Raw genomic sequence first — 11,679 nt, 5'->3', positions numbered from 1 at the left:
TACGCGAAACGCGCATCGAATGCGGCGTCAGGTCGCCGTGCATCGCGTCGCTCGCATTCATACAGACACGTATCAGGACAAAACAGAAATGGCTATCGTAGAAGTCAAGGTTCCCCAGCTTTCGGAGTCGGTTTCAGAAGCGACCATGCTGCAGTGGAAGAAGAAGCCGGGCGAGGCTGTCGCCCAGGACGAAATCCTCATCGAAATCGAGACCGACAAGGTCGTGCTCGAAGTGCCCGCACCGTCCGCCGGCGTGCTGGCGCAAGTCATCAAGCATGACGGCGATATCGTCGCCGCCGATGAAATTATCGCGAAGATCGACACCGAAGCCAAGGCCGGTGAAGCACCGGCGGCCGCCGCCGCTGGCGACGCGGAAGTGAAACCGGCGCCCGAAGCCGAGCCTGCCGCCGCATCGGCTGCTGCTCCGGCGGCCGCGCAAGGTTCGGCGCAAGCCACGGGCGGTGCCGCATCGCCTTCGGCCACGAAGATTCTGGCCGAGAAGGGCGTATCCGCGGACCAGGTTGCAGGCTCCGGCCGCGACGGCCGCATCACGAAGGGCGATGCACTCAGCGCTTCGGCATCCTCCGCTGCCGCGCCCGCCAAGGCTGCTGCTCCGGCACCCGCCACCGCACCGGCTCCGGCTGCCGCACGCGCCGCGAAGCCGTCGCTGCCGGACGTGAAGGCGCCCGCATCGGCGGATCAGTGGCTCAAGGATCGCCCGGAACAACGCGTGCCGATGTCGCGTCTGCGTGCGCGTATCGCCGAGCGTCTGCTCGAATCGCAGCAGACCAACGCCATCCTGACGACGTTCAACGAAGTCAACATGGCGCCGGTCATGGATCTGCGCAACAAGTACAAGGACCGCTTCGAAAAGGAACATGGCGTGAAGCTCGGCTTCATGTCGTTCTTCGTGAAGGCCGCCGTGCACGCCCTGAAGAAGTTCCCGCTCGTAAACGCGTCGATCGACGGTAACGATATCGTCTATCACGGTTACTTCGACATCGGTATCGCGGTCGGTTCGCCGCGTGGTCTCGTCGTGCCCATTCTGCGTAATGCAGATCAGATGAGCCTCGCCGACATCGAAAAGAAGATCGCCGAATTCGGTCAGAAGGCGAAGGACGGCAAGCTGTCCATCGACGAAATGACGGGCGGCACGTTCTCCATCTCGAATGGCGGCGTGTTCGGCTCCATGCTGTCGACGCCTATCATCAACCCGCCGCAGTCCGCGATTCTCGGCGTGCACGCCACGAAGGAACGCGCCGTGGTGGAAAACGGCCAGATCGTGATCCGCCCGATGAACTATCTGGCGCTGTCTTACGATCACCGCATCATCGACGGCCGCGAGGCCGTGCTGTCGCTCGTCGCCATGAAGGACGCGCTGGAAGATCCGGCTCGTCTGCTGCTCGACCTGTAAGCGTAGAACGCATGTTGCCCTGGTGCGCGCGATAGGCTCGCGCGCACCGTGAAGGGCGTCTCCGCATGAGCGGAGTCATATCAAGGGAAAGTCATGTCCAAGGAATTTGATGTCGTCGTGATCGGCGCGGGCCCCGGTGGCTATATCGCGGCCATTCGCGCAGCGCAGCTCGGCAAGTCGGTTGCGTGTATCGAGAAGTGGAAGAATCCGGCGGGCACGCTCAAGCTCGGCGGTACGTGTCTGAACGTGGGCTGCATTCCGTCGAAGGCGCTGCTCGCGTCGTCGGAAGAGTTCGAGAACACGGCGAAGCATCTGGGCGATCACGGCATCAGCGTGTCGGACGTGAAGCTCGATGTCTCGAAGATGCTCGCGCGCAAGGACGGCATCGTCGAGAAGATGACGAAGGGCATCGAGTTCCTGTTCCGCAAGAACAAGATCACGTGGCTCAAGGGTCACGGCAAGTTCGCCGGCAAGACCGAGGCCGGCGTGCAGATCGAAGTGTCGGGCGAAGGCGAAACGGAAACGGTCACGGCGAAGAACGTGATCATCGCCACGGGTTCGAAGGCGCGTCATCTGCCGAATATTCCGGTCGACAACAAGATCGTCGCCGACAACGAAGGCGCGTTGTCCTTCGACGCCGTGCCGAAGAAGCTCGCCGTGATCGGTGCGGGCGTGATCGGTCTGGAACTGGGTTCGGTGTGGCGCCGTCTCGGCGCGGACGTGACCGTGCTCGAAGCGCTGCCGCAGTTCCTCGGCGCAGCGGACGAAGCGCTCGCGCGTGAAGCCGCGAAGCAATTCAAGAAGCAGGGCCTCGACATTCACCTCGGCGTGAAGATCGGCGAAGTGAAGACCACGGAGAGCGGCGTTTCCATCGCGTACACGGACAGCACGGGTAATGCAAAGACGCTGGAAGCGGACCGCCTGATCGTGTCCATCGGCCGCGTGCCGAACACGGACAATCTCGGTCTGGAAGCAATCGGCCTGAAGGCCAACGAGCGCGGTTTCATCGACGTGGACGAACACTGCGCGACCGCCGTGCCGAACGTGTACGCAATCGGCGACGTGGTGCGCGGCCCGATGCTCGCGCACAAGGCGGAAGACGAAGGCGTGGCGGTGGCGGAGATCATCGACGGTCAGAAGCCGCATATCGACTACAACTGCATTCCGTGGGTCATCTACACGGAACCGGAAATCGCGTGGGTCGGCAAGACCGAGCAGCAGCTCAAGGCGGAAGGGCGCGAGTTCAAGTCCGGCCAGTTCCCGATGATGGCCAATGGCCGCGCATTGGGTATCGGCCGTGCGGATGGCTTCGTCAAGATGATCGCGGACGCGAAGACCGACGAGATTCTCGGCGTGCATATCATCGCGGCCGACGCGTCGGACCTGATCGCGGAAGCCGTGGTGGCGATGGAGTTCAAGGCGGCCGCCGAAGACATCGGCCGCATTTGCCATCCGCATCCGTCGCTTTCCGAAGTCATGCGCGAAGCGGCGCTCGCAGTCGATAAACGCGCGCTGAACATGTAAGTTCCCCGGGTCTGGAAGGACCCGGCCGGACTCGGCCCGGCTCGGCCGGCATCGCAACGAAGGCGAGCGGATCAAACCGTTCGCCTTCGTCACATTCAACGGCATCAGCGCTACAAGCCGCATCATGAACGTCACCGAATACTACGAAAACGAGCTGCGCACGCGGGGCTATCGATCGGACGAGGCGCAGCTCGCGGCGGTCGCGCGGCTGCAGCGCTGTTACGACGAATGGATCTCCTATAAGTCGCGCCGCTCGAACGCAATCATGAAGTTTCTCGTGCATCCGGAGCTGCCGCGCGGCGTGTACCTTTGGGGCGGCGTCGGGCGCGGCAAGAGCTTTCTGATGGACAGCTTCTATGCGGTCGTGCCGGTGCAGCGCAAGACGCGTTTGCATTTTCACGAGTTCATGCGCGAGGTGCATCGCGAACTGGAAGACCTCAAGGGCCAGGCCGATCCGCTCGACGAACTCGCGCGGCGCATCGCGAAGCGTTACCGGCTGATCTGCTTCGACGAGTTCCACGTCTCCGATATCGCCGACGCGATGATTCTTTATCGCCTGCTCGATCGCCTCTTCACCAACGGCGTGCAGTTCGTGATGACGTCCAATTACGAGCCGGACACGTTGTACCCGGAAGGCCTGCATCGCGACAGGCTGCTGCCGGCTATCGAGCTCATCAAGAAGCATCTCGACGTCCTGAATGTCGATGCCGGCACCGACTATCGCAGACTGACGCTTTCGACCGTACAGGCCTATCACACGCCGCTCGGCGCAGCCGCGGATAAAGCCTTGCGCGACGACTTCGCGAAGCTCGCCGCCGTGCCGGACGAAAGTCCGCTGCTGCATATCGAGAAGCGCGAGCTCAAGGCCCTGCGTCGCGCGGACGGCGTCGTCTGGTTCGATTTCGCGACCTTGTGCGGCGGACCGCGTTCGCAGAACGATTACCTCGAACTCGCGAGCCGCTTTCACGCCGTGATTCTGTCGGACGTGCCGCAGATGTCACCGCGCATGGCATCGGAAGCGCGTCGCTTTACGTGGCTCATCGACGTGTTCTACGACCACAAGGTCAAGCTGCTGATGTCGGCGGCGGTGCCCGCCGAAGACCTGTACGTGGAAGGACCGATGGCCAATGAATTCGCGCGCACGGTATCGCGCATCGTGGAAATGCAGTCGAAGGAATATCTGGAGTCGCCGCGCCGTCTATCGGATATCTCACTGACCTAATACCGAGAAACCAAAAATAGCCGTTCAGCCAATTGGCGTAAGGCTTGTCGGGCTTTTTCAAGATTAGGAGGACTCTTATTTCCCCGCTTTGGTGCGCTCGGTATCGTTGCCGGGTACAGCAAATTGGAGAAATTAACGTGAAGCCCTACCGCGACATGTCCGACGAAGAATGGCAAATGGTGGCGCCATTGCTCCCCGAGCTGAGGCCGCGTTCCGAATTGCGCGGTCGGCCGCTCGCCAACACCCGCGCCGTGCTAAATGGCGTGCTCTGGGTCATGTATAGCGGCGCGTCGTGGTCCACCATGCCGCGCAAATACCCGTCGTATCAGACGTGTCACCGGCGCTTCAAGGCGTGGCACGAATCGGGCGTGCTGCTGCGCGTGATGACGCAGTTGTTCGGCCCGGCGGGCGAGTCCCTTTACGCGTTGATGACTTCTCGCATGCGCGTTCCGGCGGAGCTTCCATCGCTCATGGAAGAAAGCGTCGAAGCGGAACGCCGCGCTGCGTGACATCGGCCACGTGCGAAGCGTCTGCAAAGCGTCTGCAAAGCGTCTGCAAAGAGGATGCAAAACGAAAACCGGCCTTGGCCGGTTTTTTCATTTGAGCGAGATCACTGACGCAACCATGTCTGCGAGCGCCCCAGGAGCGACACGCCGATATACCCGCGCACCACGAGTTTCTGTCCGCCGTCCTCGAGCTTCATCTTGCACTTGTAGAGCTTGCCGTTTTCAGGGTCGAGAATCTGCCCGTCTTCCCAGGTGTCGCCGTTCTGCCTGAGACCGGTGATGATGGTCATGCCTTTCACCAGTTGATCGCGCCGCTCGTCGGTGCAGGCCGTGCAGCGCCGCTCCGGATGATCGAATTCGCCGATGCCGCGCACCACGCGTCCCGACAACTGGCCGCTGCCGTCGTCGACGATCTGAATGATCGCCTTCGGCTTGCCCGTGGCATCGTCGATAGTCTGCCATGTGCCAACGGGCGTAGGCGCTTGCGCAAATGCGCTTGCCGCCGACAACGCGAAGAGCGCAGCGGCGCATGCGCGGCTGATCGCACGCTTCATAGGGTGTCTCCTTTTTCTAATCGTCATCCCGCGCGCTGGTACGGCGGGTCGCGTCAGCATACGAGAAAGCCGTATCTGCGTCTGAGAGGAAACGTTCTAGCCAACAACGCGCTACCGTGCGCCGCGCAAGCCGGCTTCGAGCGTGGCGAAGGTGCGGGCGTCGGTGCGATCGAAATTGAGCGGCGTCACCGCAATGCGTCGGGCCGCCACGTTCGCCGTCTCGCTGTCGGGCGCATTCTCACGTGCGCCGCGTTGAAAGCGTAGCCAGTAGTAATCGAGACCGCGGAGGTCGACTTCCGCGATGACGTCGATACCTTCCACGAGCCCGACGCCTTGCCGCGTCACGGTAAGCGGACCGGCGGCTTCTGCATCGCAATCGGGGAAATTGATGTTGAGACACGTCGGCGCGTCGTGTGAGATGGCGAGCAACTGACGGATCACGCCGGGCGCGAGCGCGCTCGCCGTGTCCCAGCGCACGTTGTCGCGATCTGAAAATGTCTGGCTCAACGCGATGGACGGCAAGCCGAGCAGCAAGCCTGTCATGGCTGCGCCGACCGTGCCGGAAAACATGGTCTCGACGCCAAGATTTGCACCGCGATTGATGCCGGAAAGCACGAGATCGGGCGGCGCGTCTTTCATGAGATGGCGCGCGGCCATCACGACGCAGTCGCCGGGTGTGCCTTGCACGCCGAAGCGCCGTTCGCCCTGACGCGACACGCGCAACGGCGAATGAAGACTGATGGAGTGCGACGTGCCGCTCTGATCGTGCTCGGGTGCGATCACCCAGACTTCGTGCGCGATTTCGCGGGCGACGGCTTCGAGCACGGCAAGGCCGGGGGCGTCGATGCCGTCGTCGTTGGTCAGCAGCACACGTTGAACGATGGGTTCAGTAGCGGACATCGCGAATCACTCCTTGGTCGGTTGTGAATGAGATCAACCGATTATTACAGAGATCGCGACGCCGAATGAGTGTCAAGCGCGTGCCAAGCGCGTGCCAAGCGCGCGTCTTTAGCGAACGCCCAACCCGCGCAATACGGCATTGCCGTCTTCGGTCAGCCGGACTTTCGGTGCGCCCGCTTCGGGAGACACGATTTCGACGTAGCCATATTCCTGCAACGAAGCGACATCCGGCGTCGCGGCCATGGCGTCGATCGGCGCGTGCAAAAGCAAAAGCAGCGTGGCGATTTCGTGATGGCTGAGCAGCCGTTTGATGGCCCGCACGGGCGCCGAAGCGGAAGCTAAACGGAGGTTCATGGACCGAACTCCTTGGTTGTTACATGACGATTCTGGGCGCCGGTGACATCCGGCAGCCGACGTTGATGTCGATGAAGTCCGGCAAGGTTAGAAGCCGATTCTTAGGCGAAACTTAAAATTAACCGATGCCGGGAAATCGCGCTCGTTACAGCGTGTGTCGTCAAGTCAGCGAGCACTTCAGAGCGCCGCCATCAGAAGCGATAGTCGGGATTTTTCGGGTCGAACGTCAGGTCGTCGAAGGGCTTGGGATCGATGCGTTCGAGCACGATGCTTTCGAACTGCTCGCCGTCGTTATCGAACGATTCGATGCTGCGCAAAAGCGGACGCGTCAGATCGAGACCGAGCACTTCGCGCTTGGCGTAGAAGTCGGGCTGGCCGCTCGGCGTATCGTAGGTGAGGGCGACGACGCGCACACCGTCGATGGTCCGCACATCGACGCTGGCCGGCCGCGTGATGCCCGCTTCGATGAAGCGGCGGCCTTCGTCGATGAAACGCTGCGTAATGGCGTCGATGCTGAGTTCGCGGATCGAATGATTCGACTGCGCGCGCGCAAAGGCGCCGTCGATCTTCGTCCACATGGGCACCACGCCGAACAGCCCGCCCAGATGCCCGTATAGCTCACGAGGACGCGTCGAATCGTCGTAGATGATCTCCTGGCCCGCATGCGCGCCGTCGGGCAACCATTTGGCGTAGATGCGCAGCGGTTCGCGCGTCACGCGCACGAGCATGTGATCGGCGCGCTTCGGCCATTTTCCCTTCACGCGTTCGCGCCGCCACATGGTGAATTCGCACGATGCAAAGCGGTGCGTGCCCGCGCTCAAGTAACGCGGCAGCGTGTGAGGATCGAGCGACTGGAAGAGTGCGACGAGTTGCTCGTCGTCGAGCGCCGCAAGCTCGCCGCTCGCCGCCGCGCTGGTCAGCCACGCAACCTGCTGATCGGCATCGAGCGTGGCGACGCGGTCCGCGCCAACCTGTGCGTACGCGTGCGATTCGAACAGCGCGAACATCGCGAGCAGCAGAAAACACAGGCTCGCATAGGCGAGCCGCCAGTTCGTGATGCGGCGCAATTGCACTGACGGCACTGGCGGCACTGGCGGCATGAGTTCTCCGATTGGACCAGTGATGCTACTCCTTAAGCTTCGCGCGTTCAGCATCGCGTAATTCGCGTCGCAAAACCTTGCCGATGGTCGAAAGCGGCAGAGAATCCCGAAACTCCACGAACGCCGGCATCTTGTAGCCGGTCAGATGTAAACGGGCGAAGGCGAGGACTTCTTCCACGGTGAGCGTGGCGTCGCGCCGCACGACGAACACCTTCACGCGTTCGCCCGTCACCGCGTCGGGCACGCCGATAGCCGCTGTCGAATGCACTTTCGGATGCGCCGCGAGCACGTCCTCGACCTCGTTCGGATACACGTTGAACCCGGACACGATCATCATGTCCTTCTTGCGATCGACGATACGAACGAACCCGCGCGCGTCCATTACGCCGATGTCGCCGGTGGCGAGCCAGCCGTCCGCGCCGATAATCCGCGCGGTCTCGATAGGCCGATTCCAGTAGCCTTTCATCACTTGCGGGCCCCACACGCAAAGCTCGCCGCGTTCGCCGATGTCGGCCCATACGCCGTCTTCGCGGCGCATGCGCACGAGCGTGGAAGGCACGGGCAGGCCGATGCTGCCATCGAAAGCCATGTTGTCTTCGACACCGATGGGACTCGCGCACACGAGCGGCGAGCATTCTGTGAGCCCGTAACCCTCGGTGATCGACAGGCCCGTGAGCTTCGCGAAGCGTTCGGCGACGCCGCGTTGCGTGGCCATGCCGCCCGACATCGCAAGCTTGAGCGCGGAGAAGTCGCGCGCGCGGAATTCGTCGTTGTCGAGCAGCGCGTTGTAGAGCGTGTTGAGCGCGCTGATCGCGGTGAAGTTCTCACGGCGCAGCGCGCGCATGAACGTGCTGAGATCGCGTGGATTGGCGATCAGCACATTGCGCGCGCCGATGCCGAGGAACACGAGCGCATTCATCGTCAGCGAATAGATGTGATAGAGCGGCAGCGGCGTGACCACCGTTTCGGCGCCATCGACGAGCCTCGCGCGCGCCCACGCAAGCGCCTGCATCACGTTGGCGATGACATTGCGGTGCGTGAGCATCGCGCCCTTCGCCACGCCCGTGGTCCCGCCGGTATATTGGATGAAGGCGATATCGCCGTGCCCGATGCGCACCGGTTCGAACTTGCGCCTGGCGCCGCGCGCGAGTGCCTGCCGCAAGCCGACCGCCTCGGGTAGCGAGTACGCGGGCACGCTCTTCTTGACGTGACGCAGAAAAAAGTCGATTGCCTGACCCTTGAGGTTGAGGCCGTCGCCGAGCAAGTCGCCGAGCGTGCTCACGATCACATGGCGGATGCGTGTGCCGTGCTGCGCGTCCTGCAATGTTTTCGCGAAAGGCTCCGCGACGACGATGGTCTGCGCGCCGCAATCCTTCAACTGATACGCGAGTTCGCGCGCCGTATAGAGCGGATTCACGTTGACGACGATCGCGCCCGCCGCAAGCGCGCCGAAGAGCGTCACGGGATAGGGCAGCGAATTGGGCATCATGAGCGCGACGCGATCGCCGGGTTTGACGCCGAGTTCTTGCAAATACGAAGCGAACGCCAGCGCCTTATCGCGCAGCGCGCCGAACGTGAGTTCGGAGCCGAGGCTCACGTAAGCGACGCGATCGCGAAAGCGCTCGACGGCTTGATCGAAGAAATGCGTGAGCGAACGGTAACGCGACGGATCGATATCGCGCGGCACGCCCGCCGGATACGAGGCATGCCAAATGCCATCCGTGCAATGCGGCTCGACAGCCCCGCGCGGCGATGCCGGTGCCGGACTCATGGTTTGTCTCCGTTGGCGCGGGTTGTATGCGCCTTATGTTTGTCATGCTGCTTTGTGTTCTGCTGTGTGCTTCGTGCTTCGTGCTCGCGTTGCGTCGGCTACGTGCGTTGAGGGCCGCGAGCGTCTCGCGGCTTCAGCGTTCCAGTATCGCGACGATGCCTTGTCCGCCCGCCGCGCAAATCGAGATCAGCCCGCGCGTGGGACGGCCATCGCCGCGAGCGGGCGCATGGCTCAACATCTTCGCGAGCGTGCCGACGATGCGCCCGCCCGTCGCCGCGAACGGATGCCCGGTCGCGAGCGAACTGCCGTTCACGTTCAGACGCGCGCGGTCGATGCCGCCTGGCGCCTGCCCGAGTCCGAGCACGGTTTCGCAATACTCTTGGTCTTCCCATGCGGCGAGCGTGCATAGCACCTGCGCGGCGAAGGCTTCGTGAATCTCGTAAAAGTCGAAGTCCTGCAAGGCGAGGCCGGCGCGCGAAAGCAGCGGCGGGACGGCGTGGACGGGCGCCATCAAGAGACCTTCGCGCTTGTCGAAGAAATCGACTGCCGCCGATGCCGACAAACTCAAGTACGCCTGCACCGGCAAGCCGCGTTCGGCGGCCCATTGTTCCGATGCGAGCAGCACGGCCGACGCGCCATCGGTGAGCGGCGTCGAGTTGCCGGCGGTGAGCGTGCCCGCATCGCGATCGAAGACAGGCTTCAGTTGCGCGAGCTGATCGAGCGAAACCTCGGGCCGCAGCGTGTTGTCGCGCGTCTGGCCTTTGTACGGCGTCATCAGGTCGTTGAAGAAGCCGCGCTCGTACGCCGCCGCGAGCTTGAGATGACTTTCCCGCGCGAGCGCGTCCTGCGCTTCGCGCGAAACCTTCCAGCGCTTGGCCATCAGTTCGCAATGCTCGCCCATCGAAAGACCGGTGCGCGGCTCGGCGTTACGCGGCAGCGTCGGCCTGAAGAACATGCCGGGCCGCAGCTTCGCGAGCGCGCCCACGCGCTGGCCCGCCGTCCGGCTGCGATTGGCTTCGAGCAGAATCTTGCGCATGCGCTCGTTCACGCCGATGGGCGCGTCCGACGCCGTATCCACGCCGCCTGCAATACCCACGTCGATCTGTCCGAGCGCAATCTTGTTGGCGACCAGAATCACCGTTTCGAGGCCGGTGGCGCAGGCCTGCTGAACATCGTAGGCGGGCGTTTCCTTCGCCAGCGTGGTCGAGAGCGCGGCTTCGCGCGTGAGATTGAAATCGCGCGAATGCTTGACGACCGCGCCCGCCGCGATCTCGCCGAGACGCAGGCCGTGCAGATCGTAGCGATCGACGAGGCCTTGCAGCGCGAAGGCCAGCATGTCCTGATTCGATGCCGTCGCGTAAGCCGTATTCGAACGCGCGAACGGAATCCGGTTGCTGCCGATGATCGCGACTCTGCGCCCGAGGTTCGAAGACGTGCTCATGGCAGCTCCCATTCGAACTCGCCGCGCAAATGCGGCCGGTCGCCGGCGAGATCGCGCACTTCGAAGGCGCGTGCGGTGGACGAGGGCGCCGCGCTCCACAGCGTCGCGTCGCCCGGAAGAAAGAGCGGCAGCTTGAAGTCGCCGTGCGCGTGACCGGATGCGAGCGTCTTCACCGGATGCAGCGCCGCGAGCGTGCGCGCAAGCGTCCACATGCCGTGCGCGATGGCGCGCTGAAAGCCGAACGCCTTCGCGCTCAGCGCATGCAGGTGAATGGGATTGAAGTCGCCGGAAGCCTTCGCGTAGTCGCGGCCCAGTTGCGCGGGAAGCTGCCAGCGCGCTTCGCGTACGAGGAGCGGCGTACTGGTCTCGATGGCATCGGCGACGGGCGCGGTGGCTTCGGTCTTCACGCCGCGTTTCAGATAGACGCTGTCGCCATCCCACACGGCCTCGCCGCGCCGGTAGATGCGCGTATGCAGCGTGAACGCCTGGCCTTTCGGATGCGGCACGAGCGGTCCGCATTCCACTTCGATCCGCAAGCCCTGACCCGCGAGCAGCGGCCGGCGCAGATGCACGCTGTTCGACAGATGCACGACGCCGAGCGCCGACCAGGGAAACGACGGATCGGTAAGCATCATCAGATGTAGCGGAAACGCGAGCACATGCGGGAACGTGAGCGGTACGCCGTGCTCGGGGATGAAGCCGCATACGCGCGCATAGCGGCCGATATGTTCGGGGTCGAGCCGCACGTCGGGGCGAATCAGGCGCAGCGCGGGCAGATCGGTTGCGTGGCCGCGCCGGAACAGGCCCGGCAGCAGGCGGCCATAGAGCTTTGCGGGCGACGGCAGCGTATCGACGACGACGGTGCGCGGGCGGGGCATCGTGGAGACGTGCAT

Annotated in this window: 11 protein-coding genes; 4 read left to right on the top strand and 7 right to left on the bottom strand. The window is 63.3% G+C overall.

Annotated elements, in window-relative coordinates:
* Nucleotides 1-88 precede the first annotated feature (88 nt).
* The 4 genes from odhB (at nucleotide 89) to LDZ28_RS07915 (ending at nucleotide 4,669) form a co-directional block, all read left to right on the top strand.
* A complete protein-coding gene (gene odhB, locus LDZ28_RS07930) occupies nucleotides 89-1,414 on the top strand; it encodes a 2-oxoglutarate dehydrogenase complex dihydrolipoyllysine-residue succinyltransferase (RefSeq protein WP_244825395.1) in 1,326 nt (441 codons plus the stop codon).
* Nucleotides 1,415-1,507: 93 nt separating this feature from the next.
* Nucleotides 1,508-2,938 (top strand): dihydrolipoyl dehydrogenase, encoded by a 1,431-nt coding sequence (lpdA, locus tag LDZ28_RS07925; protein WP_244825394.1) that lies wholly within the window; start codon nucleotides 1,508-1,510, stop codon nucleotides 2,936-2,938.
* A 124-nt stretch (nucleotides 2,939-3,062) separates the two neighbouring features.
* Nucleotides 3,063-4,160, top strand: coding sequence for a cell division protein ZapE (gene zapE, locus LDZ28_RS07920; protein ID WP_244825393.1), 1,098 nt, complete (start codon nucleotides 3,063-3,065; stop codon nucleotides 4,158-4,160).
* Nucleotides 4,161-4,297: 137 nt separating this feature from the next.
* The gene (locus tag LDZ28_RS07915) at nucleotides 4,298-4,669 is read left to right on the top strand and encodes a transposase (protein ID WP_244825392.1); all 372 of its coding nucleotides are present in this window, start codon (nucleotides 4,298-4,300) and stop codon (nucleotides 4,667-4,669) included.
* Nucleotides 4,670-4,770: 101 nt separating this feature from the next.
* Here LDZ28_RS07915 and LDZ28_RS07910 read toward each other — a convergent pair whose 3' ends face one another.
* From LDZ28_RS07910 to LDZ28_RS07880, 7 genes are all read right to left on the bottom strand, one after another.
* Nucleotides 4,771-5,220, bottom strand: a complete 450-nt coding sequence (locus LDZ28_RS07910; protein ID WP_244825391.1) for a DUF2147 domain-containing protein — start codon at nucleotides 5,218-5,220, stop codon at nucleotides 4,771-4,773.
* Between the two features lie 111 nt (nucleotides 5,221-5,331).
* Nucleotides 5,332-6,120, bottom strand: coding sequence for a 5'/3'-nucleotidase SurE (surE, locus tag LDZ28_RS07905; protein WP_244825390.1), 789 nt, complete (start codon nucleotides 6,118-6,120; stop codon nucleotides 5,332-5,334).
* 108 nt (nucleotides 6,121-6,228) lie between these two features.
* Entirely contained in the window at nucleotides 6,229-6,474 is a 246-nt protein-coding gene (locus LDZ28_RS07900) for a hypothetical protein (protein WP_244825389.1), read from the bottom strand.
* 191 nt (nucleotides 6,475-6,665) lie between these two features.
* The gene (locus LDZ28_RS07895; RefSeq protein ID WP_244825388.1) at nucleotides 6,666-7,574 is read right to left on the bottom strand and encodes a DUF1571 domain-containing protein; all 909 of its coding nucleotides are present in this window, start codon (nucleotides 7,572-7,574) and stop codon (nucleotides 6,666-6,668) included.
* A gap of 25 nt (nucleotides 7,575-7,599) precedes the next feature.
* A complete protein-coding gene (locus LDZ28_RS07890) occupies nucleotides 7,600-9,345 on the bottom strand; it encodes an AMP-binding protein (RefSeq protein WP_244825387.1) in 1,746 nt (581 codons plus the stop codon).
* 133 nt (nucleotides 9,346-9,478) lie between these two features.
* Nucleotides 9,479-10,786, bottom strand: coding sequence for an acetyl-CoA C-acetyltransferase (locus tag LDZ28_RS07885; protein ID WP_244825386.1), 1,308 nt, complete (start codon nucleotides 10,784-10,786; stop codon nucleotides 9,479-9,481).
* Nucleotides 10,783-11,679 carry a MaoC/PaaZ C-terminal domain-containing protein gene (locus tag LDZ28_RS07880; RefSeq protein WP_244825385.1) on the bottom strand — a complete coding sequence of 299 codons (897 nt, stop codon included), beginning with the start codon at nucleotides 11,677-11,679 and terminating at the stop codon, nucleotides 10,783-10,785. Before LDZ28_RS07880 ends, LDZ28_RS07885 begins: the two co-directional genes overlap by 4 nt.

This window comes from Caballeronia sp. TF1N1 (assembly GCF_022878925.1).
GTDB lineage: Bacteria > Pseudomonadota > Gammaproteobacteria > Burkholderiales > Burkholderiaceae > Caballeronia.
Note: the sequence above shows the minus strand (reverse complement) of the source record. Positions and strands in the feature narration are given on the sequence as shown.